Annotated in this window: 17 protein-coding genes and 1 pseudogene; 8 read left to right on the top strand and 10 right to left on the bottom strand. The window is 58.1% G+C overall.

Features of this window, described 5'->3' with window-relative positions:
* The first annotated feature begins 164 nt into the window (after positions 1 to 164).
* Positions 165 to 1,367, top strand: coding sequence for an ATP-binding protein (locus tag J0G10_RS04860; RefSeq protein WP_245398020.1), 1,203 nt, complete (start codon positions 165 to 167; stop codon positions 1,365 to 1,367).
* A gap of 216 nt (positions 1,368 to 1,583) precedes the next feature.
* On the opposite strand, the gene J0G10_RS04855 is transcribed toward J0G10_RS04860, so the two are convergent.
* The 3 genes from J0G10_RS04855 to J0G10_RS04845 form a co-directional block, all read right to left on the bottom strand.
* Positions 1,584 to 2,324 (bottom strand): hypothetical protein, encoded by a 741-nt coding sequence (locus J0G10_RS04855; RefSeq protein WP_027614116.1) that lies wholly within the window; start codon positions 2,322 to 2,324, stop codon positions 1,584 to 1,586.
* Between the two features lie 566 nt (positions 2,325 to 2,890).
* Complete coding sequence (locus J0G10_RS04850; protein ID WP_220557677.1) at positions 2,891 to 3,517, bottom strand: hypothetical protein; 627 nt, start codon at positions 3,515 to 3,517, stop codon at positions 2,891 to 2,893.
* A gap of 76 nt (positions 3,518 to 3,593) precedes the next feature.
* Positions 3,594 to 4,634, bottom strand: a complete 1,041-nt coding sequence (locus tag J0G10_RS04845; RefSeq protein WP_220557676.1) for an EamA family transporter — start codon at positions 4,632 to 4,634, stop codon at positions 3,594 to 3,596.
* Positions 4,635 to 4,838: 204 nt separating this feature from the next.
* Between J0G10_RS04845 and J0G10_RS04840 the strand changes: the two genes are divergently transcribed.
* The 5 genes from J0G10_RS04840 to J0G10_RS04820 all read left to right on the top strand — a co-directional run bounded on the left by J0G10_RS04840 (position 4,839) and on the right by J0G10_RS04820 (position 10,175).
* A complete protein-coding gene (locus tag J0G10_RS04840) occupies positions 4,839 to 5,762 on the top strand; it encodes a PliI family lysozyme inhibitor of I-type lysozyme (protein ID WP_220557674.1) in 924 nt (307 codons plus the stop codon).
* Between the two features lie 84 nt (positions 5,763 to 5,846).
* Complete coding sequence (locus J0G10_RS04835; RefSeq protein ID WP_220557672.1) at positions 5,847 to 7,253, top strand: DUF2252 domain-containing protein; 1,407 nt, start codon at positions 5,847 to 5,849, stop codon at positions 7,251 to 7,253.
* 211 nt (positions 7,254 to 7,464) lie between these two features.
* A complete protein-coding gene (locus J0G10_RS04830) occupies positions 7,465 to 7,830 on the top strand; it encodes a DUF6124 family protein (RefSeq protein WP_220557669.1) in 366 nt (121 codons plus the stop codon).
* A gap of 248 nt (positions 7,831 to 8,078) precedes the next feature.
* Positions 8,079 to 8,666: a ribosomal protein S5-alanine N-acetyltransferase gene (gene rimJ / locus J0G10_RS04825; RefSeq protein ID WP_220557667.1), complete on the top strand. Its 588-nt coding sequence runs from the start codon at positions 8,079 to 8,081 to the stop codon at positions 8,664 to 8,666.
* Between the two features lie 30 nt (positions 8,667 to 8,696).
* A complete protein-coding gene (locus J0G10_RS04820) occupies positions 8,697 to 10,175 on the top strand; it encodes an ArnT family glycosyltransferase (RefSeq protein WP_425355395.1) in 1,479 nt (492 codons plus the stop codon).
* Positions 10,176 to 10,242: 67 nt separating this feature from the next.
* Here J0G10_RS04820 and J0G10_RS04815 read toward each other — a convergent pair whose 3' ends face one another.
* The gene (locus J0G10_RS04815) at positions 10,243 to 11,058 is read right to left on the bottom strand and encodes a phosphatase PAP2 family protein (RefSeq protein WP_095126586.1); all 816 of its coding nucleotides are present in this window, start codon (positions 11,056 to 11,058) and stop codon (positions 10,243 to 10,245) included.
* On the bottom strand, positions 11,055 to 11,726 hold the full coding sequence (gene pmrG / locus J0G10_RS04810) for a lipopolysaccharide core heptose(II)-phosphate phosphatase PmrG (RefSeq protein ID WP_220557665.1): 672 nt from the start codon (positions 11,724 to 11,726) through the stop codon (positions 11,055 to 11,057). Before pmrG ends, J0G10_RS04815 begins: the two co-directional genes overlap by 4 nt.
* 253 nt (positions 11,727 to 11,979) lie before the next feature.
* Here pmrG and J0G10_RS30280 point away from each other — a divergent pair.
* Positions 11,980 to 13,041: pseudogene (locus J0G10_RS30280) on the top strand (methyl-accepting chemotaxis protein); the annotation flags it as partial.
* A complete protein-coding gene (locus tag J0G10_RS30275; protein WP_371748303.1) occupies positions 13,036 to 13,899 on the top strand; it encodes a methyl-accepting chemotaxis protein in 864 nt (287 codons plus the stop codon). The pseudogene J0G10_RS30280 and the gene J0G10_RS30275, both read left to right, overlap by 6 nt.
* A gap of 296 nt (positions 13,900 to 14,195) precedes the next feature.
* Here J0G10_RS30275 and J0G10_RS04800 read toward each other — a convergent pair whose 3' ends face one another.
* The 5 genes from J0G10_RS04800 to J0G10_RS04780 all read right to left on the bottom strand — a co-directional run bounded on the left by J0G10_RS04800 (position 14,196) and on the right by J0G10_RS04780 (position 21,164).
* Positions 14,196 to 14,444: a FitA-like ribbon-helix-helix domain-containing protein gene (locus J0G10_RS04800; protein WP_095049689.1), complete on the bottom strand. Its 249-nt coding sequence runs from the start codon at positions 14,442 to 14,444 to the stop codon at positions 14,196 to 14,198.
* Between the two features lie 76 nt (positions 14,445 to 14,520).
* Positions 14,521 to 15,894: a DUF1329 domain-containing protein gene (locus tag J0G10_RS04795; protein WP_220557654.1), complete on the bottom strand. Its 1,374-nt coding sequence runs from the start codon at positions 15,892 to 15,894 to the stop codon at positions 14,521 to 14,523.
* Between the two features lie 163 nt (positions 15,895 to 16,057).
* The gene (locus J0G10_RS04790; protein WP_095049687.1) at positions 16,058 to 18,016 is read right to left on the bottom strand and encodes a DUF1302 domain-containing protein; all 1,959 of its coding nucleotides are present in this window, start codon (positions 18,014 to 18,016) and stop codon (positions 16,058 to 16,060) included.
* A gap of 49 nt (positions 18,017 to 18,065) precedes the next feature.
* Positions 18,066 to 19,355: a phospholipase C/P1 nuclease family protein gene (locus J0G10_RS04785; RefSeq protein WP_220557652.1), complete on the bottom strand. Its 1,290-nt coding sequence runs from the start codon at positions 19,353 to 19,355 to the stop codon at positions 18,066 to 18,068.
* Positions 19,356 to 19,595: 240 nt separating this feature from the next.
* Positions 19,596 to 21,164, bottom strand: a complete 1,569-nt coding sequence (locus J0G10_RS04780) for an FGGY-family carbohydrate kinase (RefSeq protein ID WP_220557650.1) — start codon at positions 21,162 to 21,164, stop codon at positions 19,596 to 19,598.

Here is a 21,164-nt window from a genome sequence, read left to right as displayed (position 1 = left end):
CCGTCAAGGGCGAAGGCAAGGTGGATGACTAGGTGATAGCGCCCGATCGCTACTGAAATAGGTAGCTACGCTGGTGACCGAAAAATTTCCGAAAACGTCATTTGACATTTACAGCCCTAGGTGTAAATTTAGTACTCTTACTAAGTTTACAGCTGGAGCTAATCATGGCCGCACTTCAAAACCCTTTCAAGCCAGGAGCGGGGCACATGCCTCCCTACCTCGCAGGTCGGGAGGATGAAAAAAAGGAATTTGCGCGCCTTCTACATCAAAAGACGATTCTCGAGAACTTGGTTCTCACAGGTCTGCGAGGTACAGGGAAGACGGTATTACTAGAAACATTTAAACCCATGGCCCAGCAAAGTAAATGGCTGTGGGTAGGCACCGATTTATCAGAAAGCGCAAGCTTGAACGAAAGTAGCATTGCTACTCGCCTTCTCACGGATTTATCTGTTGTTACTTCCGGCGTGAAGGTTGGAGAGTTTCAAATTTCCGAAGGAATAGGGTTCTCCCGTAGAGAGTCAACAGTTGACCAAACGTTAAACTATCAGACTTTGCAAAGTATCTATGAGACAACACCAGGCCTCGTAGAAGATAAGGTAAAGCGAGTCTTAGAAATCGTATGGAACTCTATTAAAGACTTAGGCGTATCAGGGATAATTTTTGCATACGACGAGGCTCAAAACTTATCTGACCACGCACAGAAAGACCAGTTTCCACTGTCGATGCTACTGGATGTTTTCCAGTCTATCCAGCGTAAGGGCGTTCCTTTCATGCTAGCGTTGACAGGCTTGCCGACCCTATTCCCTAAGCTCGTTGAGGCTAGGACTTATGCTGAGCGTATGTTCCGAGTAGTGATGCTAGATAAGCTGAGTGAAAAGGCAGTACATGACGCGATTAGCATCCCACTAAAAGACTACCCTATTCAATTATCCAAACCCTCTATGCAGCAAATTGCCTCCCTATCTGGCGGATACCCTTACTTTGTTCAATTTATATGTAGAGAAGTATACGATGTCTTCATACAACAAATTGGCAACGGTAAAACTCCTGGGGTACCCTCAGATGAGATTCTTCGAAAGCTGGATAGTGATTTTTTTGTAGGTCGATGGGCAAGAGCAACAGATCGGCAGCGAGAACTTCTTGGAGTTATCGCGGAACTTGACCACTGTGATGGGGAGTTCTCTGTTCAGGACGTGACAGTAAAATCGAAAGAAGTACTAGAGAAACCTTTCGGAAGCAGTCACGTCAATCAAATGCTATCTAGCTTGGCTGAATCAGGTTTGATATATAAAAACAGACATGGCAAATACTCATTTGCGGTTCCTTTGCTGGGTCAATTCATTAGACGCCAAAAAGAGTACCTTTAAATTATCTGGCTGCGAGCTGACGACTAGCCAAAAGCCAGAAGCGACCTCCCCTCCCCCCTCGGAAGGAGGGGGGGCCTCAAATACCAGGTGGCAGTTGTGGAGGAGCCCATGGAAAAGCACCACCCTGATACGGGGTAGTGCTGGCTGAGGAGATTTATGAAGCTTGATACAAAAAAAAGCCCCTAAAAAGGGACCTTTTTTTTGCACAGGACCGCATCAGCCGAATACGCGAGCCATTGCGTCCTTTAGACGGTGCTCATCCTCAGGTGTTGGGCGATTGAACATCGCGTCACATGGTGCGTTGAGGGTGATCTGCCCGCTGGCGATCTTGTCGCATAGATCCTTGACGCGTGCGTCGTTGGCCGCGGCTTCTTTAACGGGCACAGGAGTCTGACTATTAGGCTTAAACATAACCATTCCCTTCTCTATGAATGCCTTGCTCATGTCCGAGAGGTCAATCTGTGCATTCAGATTGTGTTCTCCAGACAAAAGTTCGAAATATTTGATCTCGCCGCCGCTAAAAGTATCCAAGCTCTTCGCGGAATCCACGGCCTTGCGGGCGCATTGATTGCTTTCCCAGCACAGAGCAGCGTGTATTGAGCCAGACCCTGCAAAACTTATAGTCGGCTGAATCGAATCTGGCAATCGAATATCCTGACCGTATTCAAAAACAATCTCACCAGTGCTCACAACGACGACCAAAAGCGCGATCCCGTCACAAGAAGGGCTCGCCGTGCCAGGCGCTGGATTGGAACGGATGAACGTTTTCCATTGCTGGATCACTCCAGAATTACCAGCGAACAAAAAAACGTAGCCTATGCCATGCATCCCCGGCGCCGCCTCGATTTTGTCAAATCCGATGTCGTCGACGTACAAGACACCGAAGTCACGGTCATAAGACCATCGAGAATCACTGGTCAGGAGCTTGTTGGTTTTATCGTACACCGTCGTGGTCATAGACTTTTCTCATTCCCTTGCCATCATCACCCTAGGCTAACGGCCATCATTTGGCCTCCATTAACCGGGTCGCGCATTATAGAGATATGCATCGAAATAACATCTTGTTTATTTGTCCAGTCATCTCTGCGCCACCACAGGTGCTTTTTGAGGCTAATTCGCCATATACGCGGCGCCTAGCACTCCTTTGCAACGGAATGCACAAATAGATCCGGTTACCGTTCGTCGGGGATGGAGCGCCTACCCCTGATCGCTTTTGAGGAGATGCAAAAGGGCCAAAAATTGCTCTAGCAAGGAGCACCGTGTATCCCCTCCTGTATCCCTACAACAGCAGAAACATACAACACCCAACGTTTACAGGGGTTAAAACTTCAAGTTCAAACGACCCCGGCCCACCAACTCTCAACGACAAAGCCCGCCAAGTGCGGGCTTTGTCGCATCAGGGCATAAGCCAAACCGGGCACGCAAGACCGTAGTCTGCAATTGATCAGGCTCGACTACCTCGAAAACGCTACGAAAAAGGACGACCTAATGTCGTCCTTTTCCATACCCGCATTCCTTAACAATCAACGAGCAACACTAACCAAATCCGGACGACTGGACTTAAGCATCGCCTCATTAACCTTGCCCTGAATCGAGCAAGTAAACATCCCCTTACTCCCAGCACTCAGCTCTTCCGGAGCCGGTTCAATCAAGAACACCCGCTCGGCACTGTCGACCACCAGCTTACCGGCAGTGGCGGCAGGATCTTCCGGCTGCCAGCTGGATTTGCCATGAGACCAGATTTCCGCGCGAGCGTAGAGTCCCTGCGACATGTCCAAGCGTGGGCCGCCCGCTTTTTCCAGTTGAGTGTGGAGTTCGTTCGGCGTCTGTTTGGCGTAGAAGCCCCAACTGATGATGCGCGTGCCCATCAGGTCCATGTCTTCGGCGTAAAAACCGGTCAACGACATGCCATCGATCTCGACCGGCTTGGCAAACATCCAGCGCTGGCCCATGTCGCTCTTGGTGCCGCCGGACAATTTGATCTGGCCATTTTCGACGGAGCTTGGCACCAGATCCTTGATCAGAGGTGATTGCACAACGGCCAGTGAGTGATCGTCACAAGCGGCAAACGACGCCACCGGTGAGGGTGCAGCGGCAACGCTGAAAGCAGAAAACAGGGTGACAAGGGGCAGCAGGAAAAAGGGTTTCATGGAATGACTCGAATGAAAGACTGAAGACAAAAAATGATATCACAATGATATCAATCACCAGACTTCAGACATTCAATCAATGCTCATGCCGATGATGCACATCCGGAAAATGCGCATGGCTATGCCGCATCGGCGTATGCACATGCGGATGACTGTGCGGCTCCGTCCCATCCCATTCAAACCCGTGCGTATGCTGGTGATGCTCGTCGTGGGTATGGCGATGATCATGCTCGAGCCGTTCGTGCTGATGCTCATGACTATGGTTCTCCATAAGATGAATCCACACCCCCACGGCCATTAACGCTGCTGCGAGCAGGAACATCAGCGATACCGACTCGCCCAGCAGCAGAATCGAGATAGCTGCGCCCAGAAACGGTGCGGTGGAAAAGTATGCGCCGGTGCGCGCACTGCCCAGCCCGCGCAGGGCGAGGACGAACATCACCAGGCTGACGCCGTAGCCGAGAAATCCGACCAGCAGGATGGGCACCAGCGTGGTGGCCGCAGGCATTTGCGTGCCGATGAGCAAGGCCAGGCCGCAGTTGACCAGACCGGCGACCAGGCCTTTGCTGCCGGCGATGAACAGTGCGTCCGAGGCAGAGACTTTCCGCGTGAGGTTATTGTCGATGGCCCAGCAAAAGCAGGCGAAGGCGACGGCCAGCGGGCCTGTCCAGTCCTGCGCCGACACGGTCTCTTGCGGCCAGGACAACACGACACCGCCGGCCACGATGGCGAGCATGCCGATCACGATTCGTCGATCAGCGTTTTCCTTGAACACGACCCACGCCAGCAGTGCCGTGAGCACTGATTCCAGGTTGAGCATCAGTGACGCGCTCGCACCGGACGTTCTGGTCAAACCGAACATCAATGCCACTGGCGCCAGCACGCCGCCGAAGCCAATCGCTCCGACCAGCCACGGCCATTCGCCGGTGCCCAGTCCGGAACGCTGCCAGCCCCGATCTCGGGCGAAACGCAGGACGGTCAAGCCCAGACCGCTACCCAGATAGAGCAATCCGGCCAATAGAATCGGTGAAATCTGTACCCCCAGCAGCTTGGCGAGTGGCGTGCTGGCGCCAAACAACGCTGCCGCAACCAAAGCATAGAGAACGCTCACATTCATGACGGGATCACTCGCTCGGGCCGATGGAATACCGGTAATGATCATGGCAAAACTGAGGTGAGAATTATGTGAACAGCTGATTCGTGTCAGAAACATCACCTCAAGCACGTGCTCAAATCCAGCAACATTTAATCCGCGTAATCACTGGGTGCCTGCTCGACGCAGCCTCTATGCTGCGTACATCGAGATGCAATGGAGTTGAAGATGAAAACCTGGATTGCCGCCGCGTTGGCCGCACTGATTTCTCTGCCGGTCCTCGCAGCAGATACTGGCGCTGTGCGCGTCGAACCGATCGATTTCACAACCAGCGCCGACAGTGTTCAGCGCAAACAGTCGATCAAGGGCGACCAGACGGCGGAGTACAGATTCAACGCCAAGGCCGGCCAGTTGATCACCGTCGATTTCAAACCGTCCAACACCTCCGCTTACTTCAACATCACCGCCAAGGGCGCGGATTACGCGCTGTTCAACGGTTCGATCATGGGCAATCATTTCCTCGGAACACTGCCGGCCGATGGCGAGTACACGGTTCAGGTCTATCTCATGCGCAATGCCGCACGGCGCAACGAAGTGGCCAACTACGAGCTGTCTCTGAGACGGGTCAATGGCGACGCCACCAGCGGGAGACAGCCATTCGAGCAGACGCTGGAATTGCAGGGCATTGCCTTTCACGCCAGCACCGAACAGGTCGATGGCAAACCGACGCTGCGCATCACCCCCAAAGGTCTGGAGATCGATAACGCGGTCATCAGCCGGGCGCTCACCGGTGAGGTCGTGCGTGCCGAGGTTGCTGACCTCAATAACGACGGCTCCCCCGAACTCTACGTGTTTACCCGCTCGCCCGGACGCGGCATGCCGGGCGAGCTGATCGCCTATTCCGCCAACAACAAGAAATCCCTGAGCGAAATCTACCTGCCGCCGGTCAGCGACAATCCGAAAATCGCTGAGGGTTATCAGGGCGAGGATTCGTTTGCAGTGGTGGAAAACGCGCTGGTGCAGCGCTTCCCGGTGTATGACAGCACTGACGCAGGCGCAGGCCGCACGGGGAAGATGCGCCAGGTTCAATACACGTTGATGGCGGGCGAGGCCGGGTGGGTTTTGCGCGAAGATAAGGTGGCGGAGTATTGAGTTGACGTCACCGGGCTCACGCCAACGGATAAACCCCAAAAGCGCTTCTACACTCACAGCGCCCCTTCCGCCGGACCGAGCCCAATGACCTCACTCAAAGACCGTATGCAACAAGGCAAGGACGCCCGCAAGCAGTGCTCGCGCAGCGCTCAGGCGGCCACCGGCAAGATGAACCGTGACCCGATTCCGTTGATCAAGGCCTCCAGCCAGGGCCGCGTCGCGTCGCTGGTCGAACTGCGTTACGGGCGCATGCTGGTGTCGCCGTTCACGTTCTTTCGCGCCAATGCCTTGTTGCAGGCGCACGATCTGGCGGGCACGGCGAACATGGGCCTGAATTTGCCCATCTGTGGTGACAGCCATCTGATGAATTTCGGCGGTTTCGCCACGCCTGAGCGCAATCTGCTGTTCAGCGTCAACGATTTCGACGAAGCACATCCCGGGCCGTGGGAGTGGGATCTGAAGCGTCTGGCGGCAAGTTGCGTGGTGGCCGCCCGCGACCTGCGCCACGGTGAGTCGGTCGAGGAACAGGTGTGTCGTGAAATGGTCGGCGCCTATCAGACCACGCTTCTGGAGTGCGCCGAGCAGAGCACGCTGGAAAACTGGTACGAGTCGATCAGCTACAACGACCTGCTGGCGCAGGCACGCAAAAGTACCCTTGAACATGTGGAGCGCGCCATCGAGAAGGCCGAACGGCGCACACACGCCGAGCTGCTGCCGAAAATCAGCGAGCGCGATACCCACGGGCGTCTGATCATTCGCGATGACCTGCCGGAAATTTTTCACCTGCACAAAAACACCACGCTGCTGGATGCCGAGGATGACTGGCTGCGGCTCGCGGACTGGCGGCCGCTCTTCGGCACCTTCATGCGCGAGTATCGCAGCACGTTGCAACCCGACCGCCGCGAGTTGTTGTCGCGGTTTCACGTGCAGGATCTGGCGTTCAAAGTGGTGGGCGTCGGCAGTGTCGGCACGCGTTGTCTGGTGGCGCTGCTGACGGACGATCAGGAGTTCCCGCTGTTCCTGCAATTCAAGGAAGCCCGGCGTTCGGTGCTCGCCGACTACGTCAAAAGCAAAGCGCGGGTGCGCCATGAAGGGCAGCGCGTGGTCGAGGGGCAGCGCCTGATGCAGGCGGCCAGCGACCTGTTTCTGGGCTGGACGACCGGCCCCAGTGGTCGGCAATTCTACGTGCGGCAATTACGCGACATGAAGATCTCCGCCGAACTGGAAAACTTCGACGGTGAAACCTTTGCTGCCTACGGTCGCGTTTGCGGCCGCGCCCTCGCCCGGGCACATGCCAAGGCCTCCGGTCTCGCTGCGCAGATCAGCGGTTACATCGGCAAAGGCGATGCGCTGGCGGATGCGCTGTTGAAGTACGCGCAACATTACACCGCGCAGAACGAGCGTGACTTCGAACGCTTCCAGACGGCGTGTCGCAAGGGGCAGTTGCGTGCCCGGTCAGAGGCTGACTTTGCTGCTGACCACCTGCCTTGAAATGACGTCCGTGATCACCGCGACTGCCATTGGTTTTGTCGCCACGCCCTCCTTCCCACATCGAACGTCCTAGGAAAATTCCCGCAACACGCGTCGACTTTGATGAACTGGTGCACAGTTCCTCAGGGCGTTACGCTCCACGACCACTGCCATCCAGCGGACGGTTTGGCAGCCGCAATTGCAGTGAATGTTCACTCCACGGAGCTACGTCATGAAGAAAATCCCCCGCCTTTCGCTGGTTGGCCCGGCACCGTCCGATGCGCCAACGTCCAGCACCCAACCGCCATCGAATACCAGCGAAGCGCACAAGCGGCGCCGTAGCATCCCGCTCAATCAGCTCATCAGGGTGCGCGACGATGTCGACACCCTGACCCTGCTCACCCACGCCAGTGAGATCCTCGATTCCCTCGCGGCCATCAGCGCAACCTTTGCCGATGAGTTCGACGGCTCGAAACGCCATGTGGCGGTGGCCATGAAGCAATTGAGCGCACTGGCCGAGATCCTGATTTGTCGGGCACGGGACAATCTTGATCCGCAGAAACCGCTGAACACTACCGGGCCTGAAACCCGCCATTGACGGGCGAAACCCCGGCGCTCGGTTGCGCATCGGACTGCATTGGAGCCGCCCATCGAGATGAATTTTTCTTCACTGCAGCTGCGCGGCCAAGCCTTGTACAGTCCGCTCGCTCATTCAAGAAACTACGGTTCGCCCGCGCTCCTGCGGGCTTTTTTTTGCCTGAAACAAAACCCCTTCTTCGTCACAACTTGCCGTAACCCCAGTGATTGCGCGACTCTGCGAGCAGATCCCACAAGCCGGAGCGCCCGATGCCGCTGTTGACCCTGCCCTGCCAACGCCTGACGCTCGCGATACTTGCACCGGAGCAGGCCGAGCTTGAAAGCGAGTTCTACCGACGCAACCTGCGCCACCTGGCGCCATGGTCGCCGATCCGCACCACTGAATATTTTTCCACCGAGCAAATTCGCCGGCGCCTTGACGTGCAGGCCAGCGCATTCGAGGCCGGGCTGGCCATGCATTTCGCGCTGCTGACCCCGGACGGCCAGCAGATGATCGGCGCCTGCAACTTCAGCGGCATTATTCGCGGGGCCTTTCAGGCGTGTTATCTGGGTTATCACATCGACGAGGCCCAACAGGGTCAAGGTTTGATGCAGGAAGCGCTGGAGGCTGGCATCGCTTACATGTTCGATACCCAGAACCTGCACCGGATCATGGCTAACTACATTCCCGGCAACGAACGCAGTGCGCGCTTGCTGGAGCGCCTGGGCTTCGAACGTGAGGGTTACGCCAAGGCGTATCTGAACATTGCCGGGCGCTGGCAGGATCACGTGCTGACGGCGCTGGTCAATTCAAGGTTCGAGACACCGGAAAAGCGCTGGTCGAAACCTTTGGCGTGAGTTTCACAATTTGTTAAGGATTGCCGACGTATGCTCAGGCCTCCCGCCCCTTTCGGTTGCCTGAACCCTATGTCGCGTGCCGTCACTTCGCTGTTTCTGCTTGCCGCCCTGCTGTTTTTCTTCGCACTGGGCAACCATCAATTGCAAGGTTCCACCGAGGCCCGCGTCGCCGGCATCGCTATGGAGATGCACCTGGACGACGACTGGGTGACACCTCGTTTGTTCGGCGAACCGTTTCTGGAAAAACCACCGCTGAGCCTGTGGCTGGATGCGGGCGCCATGCGTGTGTTTGGCGTTTCACCGTGGGCCGTGCGGCTGGCGTCGGCGGTGGCTGGTTTGCTCAGCGTGATGCTGCTGTACGGCATGTTGCGGCGTTTCGAGCGGCCGAAAATGATTGCCTGGATCGCAGGCATTCTGCTCGCGACCATGGCCAGTTATTGGAGCAATGTGCGCGGCGTCGGCGAGGATGCATTACTCGCCCTCGGCGTGACCACCGCACTGCTGGCTTTTTATAAGGCGCAGCGGGCCTCGACTCTGGGCAACTCGCTGCTGTTTGTCGTCGGGATCGCCATCGCCACGTTGAGCAAAGGTGTGCTGGGGCTGGCGATGCCGGGAGTGGTGATTTTTGCTTATCTGCTGGCTGACAACCTGATGGACAAGCGCCTGAAACTCGCGGACTGGCTGCGACCGGGTTTCCTGACCCTGCTCGGTTTGATTCCGCTGCTGATCTGGCTCGTCATCCTCTTCCAGCACGGCGGCGCACAGGCCGTCAAAGAGGTGCTGCTGACCAACAGCGTCGGGCGCTTCAGCGGATCATTCGTCGAGGCCGGGCACTACGAACCGTTCTACTACTACCTCGCCAAACTGCCGGAAGCCTTTCTGCCGTGGAACATTCTGGTGTACCTGGGGCTCTGGCATTTCCGCAAACAACTGAAGACCAACCGTTACCTGCTGTTTTTCAGCCTATGGATCGTGGCGCAGTTCATCATGCTGACGTTGGCGTCGAGCAAACGCACGGTGTACCTGATGTCGATGACACCGGCCGCCGCGGTGATCGCAGCGGAGTATGCAGGCGTGCTGTTCGAGCGCTTGAAGCAGTATGAATCCGGTAATGGATTCGTAGGCCGAATTGCCCGGCAGCGTCAGACACTGGTAGTCGGTGTGCTCACGCTGGTGATCGGCAGTTACCTCGCCGCCGCGCAGTGGGCGTTGCCTCATGCCGACAAAAAGCTTTCGTTCCTGCCGTTGAGTGCAGAGATTCAATCGCTGCAAACCGCCGGGCACCAAGTCGCGCTGTTTCAGGCCAATGAGCGGGTCGGTGGCGCCACGGTCTTCTATACCCAGCAAGTACTCAAAGGCCTGGATACCGAAGCGCAGTTACGAGATTTTCTCGCGGCATCACCCTCGCATGTCGCGGTGATGGCCGGCGACAGCGAACCCGCAGCCCCATTGAAAGTGCTCAAGACCATGATAGTCGGACGACAACCGTATTACTTCGTCGGCTATTGAGGGCCTGCGCAGCCCCATAAAAAAACCCGCCGATGATTGGCGGGTTTTTCATTTGATCCGAACGGGTTCAGAGAGAGACCTCAGCACTGAAAGCTTTCTGCTCACGCTTGCCCAGCACTGGCAAATCCAGCCGAGCCCGCCCATAGAACGCCAACGCTGTCAGCAAACACGCCAGCCAGACAAAGATTCCGGCCCAAAACGTGTGGGACATGTAATGCCAGCCCTGCAGGACGCGGGTGGTGCCGTAAACCAATCCCAGCAGCAGCGAACCCCACAAGATGGCACTGGAAAAACGCCATTGATAACGTCGCGCCACGAAATACAGCGCCAGCATGGTGAAGCCGCCCGACGCATGACCACCCGGCCAGCACCGGCCACTACCCGCTTCATGGAACAGTTGAAAATTGCTGTACCACTCAACGTGAGCCATTTTGCCGCCGTACAGCGTGGTCTCGATCGGGCAGTAAACGCTGGTGTGCGATTTGAGGAAGTGAATCACCCCGGTGCAAACGGCAAATGCGACCACCACAAACAGAAAATCCCTACGGTGATCAGCGGCAAATCGCAGCACTGGCGCGACTTTGCTGCGCTCCAGCATTGCGCCGAGTCGCGGACGTTTGTACGGATTGACCAACGGCCAGAGCACCGATAGCAGCGCGCCGATCAGGGCGATTTCCGCCGTCCAGTTGGGAATGATCCGCGCCCATTTATGGGTGAGTTTTTCAAAGAAGTGGATTTTGTCGAGCGGGAAGGTCTGGGTCAGCGGATCGAACAGCAGGTTACTGAAGGCGATGTCGATTTTGGTCATGTCGAACATCAGGAACACCAGCGCCGCACAAGCGAGCGGAATACCAAAGTTGTAAGCGTAGAAGCGGGATTTCATCGGGTATTCACCGTGCGCCAGTCGGAGGCTTCAATAAAGCCGAGCATCTTGGGAGCCGCCGGGCTGGCAGCGGAGACAAACAACGATGAGCCATAACCCGCGCTCGAAGTCGGTACGTTGAGGTCTTTCTCGATTTGCGCCATGCACTCGCTGTGGGTCACCAGAATCAGGTTGCGCCCCGGGATCTTGTGGGCGAGCGCATCCTGCAACATGCGCCCCCGGCAGTTGATCAACCAGTCGTCACCGCTGGCGGCATGATTGAACATGTAGCCGGCCGTCTGCACCGTGCGCATAGACGGGCTGTTGTAGATGTCGGCGTTGTTCAGGCCCAGTTGTTCGAACCGGGCACCAACCGCCACCGCGACACTGCGCGAGCGATCGGTGATGCCGTCATTGCCACTCAGGCAGGCAGCTTTGGAGTGATCGCAGCGCTCGACATGACGCACCAGCACGATCATCTCGCCCTTAGCCCAACCTGTCGCCAACGCTTGCGCACCGGCGACATTGCCGTGGGCCAGGTCCGGCACCGCCGCCGGCGCCAGCAACCACAGAGTCAGCGGGATCACCAACACTGATGCCGCCAACACCACCCAAGTGTTGCGAAAACGCGCTAAAAAGCTCAGATCGATCGAGCGTTTGACGCCGAACAGACTCAGTCTCAATTCCACAAAAACCGCCTCGCCACTGTGCATCTCGGGTTCATTCGATGCGGCGAAGGTACAGAGGCGCGCGTGGGCAGCCAGTGAAACCCATGTGAAAAAAGTCTTGGGATCCGGTGTTACAAATTCCGTAGGACAAAATCCTTTCAGCTCTGGGAAATGCGGCCGATACAGTCCTGCTAACACCCTTGCTGGCTCAAAAAAACAACAATCTTCCAGCCTAACCGACGACAAGAAACCCAACGTTTCTGGAGGATTTTTGATGAATAGCTGGTTCGGCAACATCAGCGTGAACATGAAACTGGGCCTGGGCTTCGGCCTCGTGCTGGCCCTGACCTGCGTGCTGGCCCTGACGGGCTGGACCAGCCTCGGCGGCCTGATCGACCGCAGCAACTGGATGAGTGACATCACCCAGCTCAATGCCGGTTTGACCAAACTGCGCGTGGTGCGCCTGCAATACATGCTGACCAATGGCGATGAAACCGCCGCACAGAATGTGCAAACCACCCTCGAAAGCTTCGCCGCGCAGCAACAGAAGCTGATCAACAGCTTCAAGAGCCCGGAAAACGTCAAACTGCTCAAGGAGCAGGCAGCGACCATCGCTGAATACCAGACCTCGCTGAACAAAATGCGTAACGCCTATCGCACCGGCAACAGCGCGCGCGACAGCATGAGCGTGAGTGCCGAGACCGCGTACAACCAGATCGAATCGATCAGCAAACGCGTGCAGCAGATGGACATGAGCGAGCAGCGTTTCGAACAGTTCCAGGCGATCACCGCCGCCAAGGAAGCGTTCATCCTCGCGCGCTACGAAGTGCGCGGCTACACCGCCACCAGCAACGCCGAAACCGAGCAGAAAGCCGTCCGCCAGATTGACGCCGCCATTGCCAGCCTCAAGCAACTGAACGTGCATTTTGCTGACTCGCAGCAAGACGCCCTGCGTCAACTGGAAACCGCACTGGTCAACTATCGCAGCGCATTGATGGCGTACAAAAACGCCAACACCGACGCGGTGCAGGCGCGCAAAGAAATGACTGATCAGGGCGCCGCCATCGTCACTACGAGCGAGCAGCTGTATCAGATCCAGCTTGATCGTCGTGATGTAGAAAGCGCTCAGGCACGTACTTTCCAGTTGATCAGCACCCTGCTGGCACTGTTGGTTGGCGTAATTGCTGCGGTGATCATCACCCGTCAGATCACCCGTCCGCTGCAAGAAACCCTCGCCGTGGTCGAGCGCATCGCCAGCGGCGACCTGACCCAGAACGTCACCGTCACCCGCCGCGACGAACTCGGCGTACTGCAACAAGGTATCGCGCGCATGGGCGTGACCCTGCGCGACTTGATCAGCGGCATCCGCGACGGCGTCACCCAGATTGCCAGCGCCGCTGAAGAACTGTCGGCCGTGACCGAGCAGACCAGCGCCGGCGTGAACAGCCAGAAAGTCGAAACCGATCAGGTTGCCACCGCGATGCACGAGATGACTGCCACCGTGCAGGAAGTCGCGCGCAACGCCGAAGAAGCCTCGCAAGCCGCTGCCGCCGCTGACGGCGAAGCCCGTGAAGGCGACAAAGTGGTCAACGAAGCCATCGCCCAGATCGAACGTCTGGCCAGCGAAGTGGTGCGTTCCACCGAAGCCATGAGCGTGCTGCAACAGGAAAGCGACAAGATTGGTAGCGTCATGGACGTGATCAAGGCAGTGGCCGAACAGACCAACCTGCTGGCCCTCAACGCCGCGATCGAAGCCGCGCGTGCCGGTGAAGCCGGTCGTGGTTTTGCCGTGGTCGCTGATGAAGTTCGTGGTCTGGCTCAGCGTACGCAGAAATCCACCGAAGAAATCGAAGGCCTGGTCGCCGGTCTGCAGAACGGCACCCAGCAAGTCTCGGCCGTGATGAGCAACAGCCGTGCGCTGACCGACAGCAGCGTGGCGCTGACGCGCAAGGCTGGCGCATCGCTGGAAAACATCACCCGTACGGTGTCGAACATCCAGTCGATGAACCAGCAGATCGCTGCTGCTGCCGAACAGCAGAGCGCCGTGGCTGAAGAGATCAGCCGCAGCATCATCAACGTGCGCGACGTGTCGGAACAGACCGCTGCGGCGAGTGATGAGACGGCGGCGTCGAGTGTTGAACTGGCGCGTCTGGGTGGTCAGTTGCAGCAGATGGTCAGCCACTTCCGCGTTTGATCCTGATTTCGCGCTGAAGCTACAACCGAATCGCGAGCAGGCGAAGGCCTACAGGTAACGCGTCGATCACAGATTATGTGGGCGACGCCAATTCCCATGTAGGAGTGAGCCTGCTCGCGATTGCGTCCGCCCCATCACCCCGATGTCCCGGAAAAAACTCCGCCTAATGTAGGAGCTGCCGCAGGCTGCGATCTTTTGATCTTCGCTTTTGAACAAATCAGAAGCCAGATCAAAAGATCGCAGCCTTCGGCAGCTCCTACATGAAGGTATTCTTCAGCGCGTGCGCATTTCGAGCATCAGCAATCTGGAAAATCCATAACCCTGGCTTTTTCCTGCCGTGAAGGCAAACCAAGGTCGATCCCTCCGACCGAGGAAAAGCGCTGGCGAATCCGGCTACCCAAGCCTCCAGCGCTATCCCTTCTAATCAATGCTCGCCCCAGAATCATGCGAGCTTCTTCCTCGATGGAATTTCCGTTCCGGGCCGCGTTAATCCGTAACTGATCCATGAGCGGACCATCAATATTTCGAATTGTGATGCTGGCCATGATGACTCCTGCTATCAACTAAAAATCATTGATCGAGACTAACATCCATCCGCCCAAGAACAGCCAGCGCAATCACTTACCGCGTACCCCGCTGCCGCAACGCCGACGGCATGAAGTAAGCATCCTCCGGCACCGGCTGCGCGAAATCCACCGTCTCCGCTTCTTCGTTATCAAGGTTCTGCACGTAGTAACGACGCGCCTGCAAATCGTGGAAAACATCCAGCGCACTCCACGTGGTCGGCAGGTCGTAGAAGTTTTTCAGGTAGGCCATCGATACGCGCCACAACTCCCCTCGCCCATCGTACTGATCGACCAGTGCCGCGCCCCAGCTATCCTCATCGAGAAACAGCACACGTTTGGAATAGATATGCCGCGAGCCCGGTTTCAGGTTGCCTTCCACCACCCACACGCGGTGCAGTTCATAGCGGGTGTATTGCGGGTTGAGGTGGCCCGGGGTGAGCAGTTGCGCGTATTTCACCTCGGGGCTGGCGACTTTGTAGTTGTTGTAGGGGATGTAGATTTCCTGTTTGCCCTTGAGCTTCCACTCGTAGCGGTCCGGCGAGCCGTTGAACAGGTCGGTGTCGTCGGCGGTGCGCAGTCCATCGGAGGACGCGATCGGCGTGTCGTAGGCGAGGTTCGGTGCGCGGCGCACGCGACGTTGGCCGGCGTCGTAGATCCAGGCTTGGCGTGCGTCTTTGAGTTGGTCGAGGGTTTCGTGCACCAGTGCGGCACCGCCGGCCAATCGTGCGGGGCTTTTCACGAAGGCGAGGTAGTAGAACAGGATGTTCTTCAGGTCGGCGAACTGGCCGTTCGGGCGGTAGTAATTGAACAGCGCTTCCTGCTGCGAGGTCACCAGCGCGAAACTGCCGTTGCGCTGGACCGGCGCTTCGGAGGCGCGGCGCACGACGTAGATACCGCGATAGCGAGTGATGTGGTTCCACAGCACTTCAACGCCGTCCTTGGGCACCGGGAACGGCACGCCGCCGTAAGCATCGGAGAAGCCGCTGCCGCCTTCGAGCAATTTGGCCGAGGTCGCATTCTTGAGGGTGTTGTCGTACAGCCATTGCGGCGCTGAACCGGAGCGGCGGGATGGGTAGATCGGCATCTGGAAGGTGTCGGGGTAGCTGTTGAACAGGGCGATCTGGCCGGGGCTGAGGAGGGCTTTGTACTGGTCAAGATTGGCTTTGGTGATGGTGAACAGCGGTTTGTCGGCGGCGTAGGGATCGGGGTGGTGCTGGCCGGGTTTGTAGCCGGCCGGGGCTTGGGTGATGCCGCCGGTCCACGCGGGGATGGTGCCGGCGGCGTTGCCGGCACGCTCGGCGCCCATGGGGGTCAGGGTGGTTTTCAGTTGTTCGGCTTGTTGTGGGGTGATGGCGGCCAGAGCGGTGCTGGCGGCAAGGCCCAACACAAGCCCTAGCGAAGCTTTGGTCAATCTTGAAGTGTGAAACATAATCGATCTCCGAAACGGGAGTGAGGTCTGCAAATCACCGTAGATCCCCTGTAGGAGTGAGCCTGCTCGCGATAGCGGTGTGTCAGACAACATCTACAGCGACTGAAAATCCGCTATCGCGAGCAGGCTCACTCCTACAGGGGGGGCGCCTGTGGTCTGGGTATCAAAGGAAATACTTGAGGTTGAACCCGACGTTGTCGCGGTCGCGAATGCCGTTGTTTTGCCCGCCGCCATAGAACTCGGTGTATTGCAGTTCGGCTTCGAGCTTGTTCTGGTAGTTGGCCTTGATCCCCAGCGTGTAAGCCTTGCGACCTTCGATGGTGTTGCCGGCCTGATAGCTGTTGCCCTCGAAGTCGTCCTTGTAAACGATGTACGGCGAGACGTTGACCCCGGCGTACACATCGTTCCAGGTGCCGTTGAGCATCGCCGTGTAGCTGTAGGAATTGCGGTTGACCTGATCGTCGCGATCACCGCCAGACACATAGGAATAGTTACCGGTGCCGGCGTAGAAGCGACGGCTGCCGTCATACGCGGTGTACTGCAGACTGCTGCCGCGCAGGTGTTCGGAGGCCAGTTCGAAGATGCCGAACAGCGAGTCGAACGAAGCCGTGGGGCCGAAGTTGTAGATGGTCCCCAGCGAGGTGTTGAACGCTTCGACGCGCTCGGCGTTATTGATCTGGCTGTCGAGGGTGACCATCTGCCCGCCGACGTTGATCGACTTGCCCGTCACTGCCGCCGCCGCGCCGTTGGCCAGGTCGCCAATCAAATCGTTGGTCGCCGCAACGCCGATCGGCAGATTCGGCCGATAAGCAATTTCACCAAACACCGACGCCTCGCCCAATGTGGTGTTGAAGCTGAAACCGTACATGCGGATGTCTTCGGCATAACGCCGATGCGCCTGGATATTGCCCATCACGTCGGCAGTCGCCAACCCATTGGCCAGCGCCCCGGCCTGACTGCCCGCAACGCCGGACAACAGGTTGGTCAGCGCATCCATGTCGATGCCTTTATACCCGCCCAGATCCGCCGCGATGGTCGGTTCTTTGGCGTGGTAATTGACCATGTACAACCCGAACTCGGTGCTGTTGAGCTGCTCGGCGATGTAGCGAAAGGCAAAACCGAACTGGCCATCGTTGCGGGCGTTGTAGTCCTTGCCGATGCTCGCCACTTTCAGTGTGTTGCCGTAGGCTGGTGTCACGCCGTTGGCGTACAGGCCTGTGGTTTGCAGGGCGGAGTTGAGCAACGGGTTATTGCCCAGCGCGCTGTACAAACCGATGACGTTGCCGAACCCCGGAACCGGCGTGTCGAGCGCCGTGCCGCTGAAGTTGTTGTAACCGGTGTTGCCACCGTCGGCGAACAGGTCAGTCTGCGAGTAGAAGGTGCCGACCGGGTCGATGCGGGTTTCCTTCCAGTTGGTCTGGTAGAAACTCTCCATGGTCAGCGAGTCGGTCAGGCCGATGTTGAAGCTCAGCGCCTCGACCGGCACCAGCACTTCCTTGACTTCGGCGCCGGGCAAGCGGTACTTGGCGGCATCCACCGGGTTGGTGGTGTTGATCCCGCCGCGATAGAAAATCCCCTCGCCCCAGTTGAATACCTGCCGACCGACGCGCGCTGTCACCGGCATCTGCGCGACGTCCCAGCTGCCGTGCACGTAGGCGTCGAGCATCTCGATGCGGCTGCCGGCGATGTCGCGAGTCTGGCTGGTGAAATGGTTGTCCTGCGGGTAGCTCTGGCTCGGTTGCGAGGGGCTGTTGTTGTCGTAGTAGTCGTTGCGCTTGTCCATCAGTTGCGTGTCGTAGAACGCGGTGCCGCGCACGAACACGCCGTAGTTCTGATAGTTGGCCTCAAGCTCGGAGGTGATCTTGTACACCTCGGAAACCAGCCCGGTATCGAAGTTGCGATTGCCGTCGTTGGTGTTGACGTCATCGTTAGTCTTGTCGCGGCCCTGCACCCGCCACAAACGACCGTAAGACAAGGTCGTGTCGAGGGAGCCGGTGACCTGTTTGTCCATCAGGCTGAACTCCACCGCGTGCGCCGCATCGACTGCGCACAACTGCAGCAGCCCTGCCAGGCCGACACCGGGGAGCGCGGCGCCCGTCAGGCGCAATCGAGTGTTGATCATCTGTTCCTCCTTGCCTGTTTTTTATTGTTGTGGTGTGCGTTGCGGCGCACTACGGCGCCAAACCCGCGCTGACGTAAATCCGGCTGTGAGCGCCGAAATGTCCGAGCAACCTGAACAACTGCTGGTTGAGTGCCGGGTGGTCGAAGTCTTCGCGTTGCAGCTGATTGCCGCTGCTGAAATCACTGCTGACGGGCACCGTTTCCAGCCACTGGCCGATGGCTTCGTCGAAGGCGGCGGAGTCGTTGACGGCTTCGGCGCTGACCACTTCGCGCAGGTAGTCGACCGAGTACGGCGGGTAGCTTTTGTCCTGAGCCACATCGGCGTAAGCCGCGAGCATCGGATGCGGCTGACCGGCACGCAGCACGCGGCGCAGCCAGGTCGACTGATATTTCTCCACTTCCATGTGCCGGGTCGCGACGCGCTCGATGGAGGCTTGTTTGTCCTCAGCGAAACCGGCGATTGCCTTGCCTTCCAGCAGAAGAAGATTGGCGAGGTCGACGCCCGGCAACGGCTTGGCGTGATACGGCTGGGTCAGGTCCTGAATGTGGTGCAGGCCCCAGCCGAGAAAGCGATAGCCCCAATACGGATGACCGCTAGCAAATGCCAGTCGCGCCAGGCCCATGTATTGATACGCGCGCCAGTCCGGCCAGCTGCGTTCGAGGAAACCGGCAGCGGCGTAGACCACCGCGCTTTCGTGGAAGAAGCCCATATGAAACGGCGCCTGCGAGCTGTACTGGAAACGCGCATCGCCGAACGGTTGCGGGCCGAAGCCGTAGAGCGCGCCGACGTCGCCAGGGTTGTCGCTGAACAGATTGATGTCGTGGCCGTAATCCGGCTCATCAGCAGCGCTGGCGAGCACGGCCAGGGCTGCGACTTTTTCATGATCGGTGACCACGATGAAACGCTGGCGATTCCACGGTGACAGGGTTTGTTCGACCATGACTTGATTGGCCTGCAAATGTTCACGTTCGGGGAGGTCTTTACCGGGTAATGGCTGGATGACCATCGCCAGATTAATCTCGGGGTTGATGCGCAGTGCCGTGAGAAAGTCGTGGCGCAGATTGTCACTTGGCACCGCTGGCAATTTCAGATTATCGGGGCGTGGTGGGTATTGTGCGAAGTGCGCACGGGCGAAGCTTTCCTGTTGTTCCAACAATGCCAGCACGGCCGGATATTGCTCGGTGAGAAACTGCTCCAGTGGCTCGACTTCGACCGCTGGCGCATCGCGCAACGCCGGCAGATCCTGCAACGCCAGATAGCTGCCGACCGTATGGTTCGACCAGCCCCAGGCGCTCGGGGCGGTTGCACAAAGCAGCAACAGGAGGAAGGTCAGCTTCATTGCTTTTCGTTCTTATTGGCGGTGCCGTGGGGGATGAGCCTAACAACCGCCCCCGCCGCTGACACTGTCCGATCTCACCAGAAAAAGTCTCCGATGGCGCCAATTACCCGATATCAAAAACACCACCGCCCCTGTAGGAGTGAGCCTGCTCGCGATAGCGGTGTGTCAGTCAAATAGATGTTGGCTGACACACCGCTATCGCGAGCAGGCTCACTCCTACAGGGGATTTGTGGTGTTCTTTCAGGCGGGATAGCCGGTGATTTTGCGGATGCTCTGATACAGCGGTTTGAGTTGGCGATACATGCGCAGGTAGACCTCTTTGTACAGTTGCTCGTAGATTTTTTGCGCATCGGGTTGTGGGGTGAAGACAGCCCCTACTCTGGTCATTGAAGCGATCGCCGTGGGGAAATCCGCATGCAACCCCAACCCCACCGCACAACAAATCGCCGCGCCCAGACCGGACGCCTCATACACATGCGGACGCTCCGCCGGCAGGCCGAAAATGTTCGCCGTCAGCTGCATCGCCGCATCACTCTGCGAGCCGCCACCGGCCACGCGCAACCGCTTGATCGAGATCTTCGAACGCCGCTCGATATTCTCCATGCCCTGACGCAACGCATACGCCAGCCCTTCCAGAATCGCCCGATAAATATGCGCACGGGTGTGCACATCGCCGAAGCCGATCATCGCGCCTTTCGCCTCGACACCCGGCTCACGAATCCCCGGCGACCAATACGGTTGCAGCATCAGGCCCATCGAGCCCGGCGGCACCGCATCAACCAGTGCATCGAACAACTGCTCAGGCTCGATACCCTGCTTTTTGGCCTGCTGCATCTCGCGCAAACCGAACTCGTTCTTGAACCAACTGACCATCCAGTAACCGCGATAAATCATCACCTCGCAGTTGAACTGATCGGGCACCGCTGACGGGTACGGCGGAATCAACGGGACGATTTCCAGATAGCGCGAGCGGGTGCTGGTGATCGTCGCCGTGGTGCCGTAAGACAGGCACACCGTACCCGCATCGACCACGCCGGCACCGACCACTTCACACGCCTTGTCAGCGCCCGCCGCAATCAGCGGCAAGCCTTCGGGAATGCCCGTGTGGCGAGCGGCTTCAGCGGTGATGTAGCCGAGGGTTTCACCGGGTTTGTGCAGGGTTGGTAGTTGCTCGGGACGTACCGCCAACGCCTGCCATTTCCAGTCACTCGGTGCGGCCCATTTCAGCCGTTTGAAATCGAACGGCAGGTAGCCAACGCAACAGCCGATCGAGTCGACAAAACGTCCGCACAATCGATGGGTGAGAAACCCGGACAACAGCAAAAACTTGTCTGTTGCCGCCCAGACTTCCGGCTGATGCTGAGCGATCCAGTTCGCCTCGGCCTGGGCGCGAAAATAATCCACAGTCGCTTGCGCGCCGACCAGTTTGAACAGCCAGCCCCACGGCCCTTTGATCCCGCCCTCGACCTCGCTCTGCCGTTGATCGAGCCACAGAATCGCCGGACGCAATGGCTTGCCCTCGGCATTGACGTTGATCACCGTGCCGCGCTGAGTGGTCAGGGAAACGCCGGCAATCTGCGCGCGATCAATCCCCGTCTGCGCCCATACCTGCTGACACGCCTCGCCGAGTTTCGACCAGTAATACTCCGGATCCTGCTCGGCCCAGCCCGGTTGCGTCGAGTAGTACGCCTGCAACTCGACCTTGCCTTTGCCGAGCAGATTGCCCTGCAAATCGAAGAGCAGCGCACGCACGCTCTGGGTGCCGTTGTCGATGGCCAGCAGGTAACGCTTGTTCGGGTGGTTATCCAT

The organism is Pseudomonas germanica, from assembly GCF_019614655.1.
GTDB lineage: Bacteria > Pseudomonadota > Gammaproteobacteria > Pseudomonadales > Pseudomonadaceae > Aquipseudomonas > Aquipseudomonas neuropathica.
This window is presented reverse-complemented; position numbering and strand designations above follow the sequence as displayed.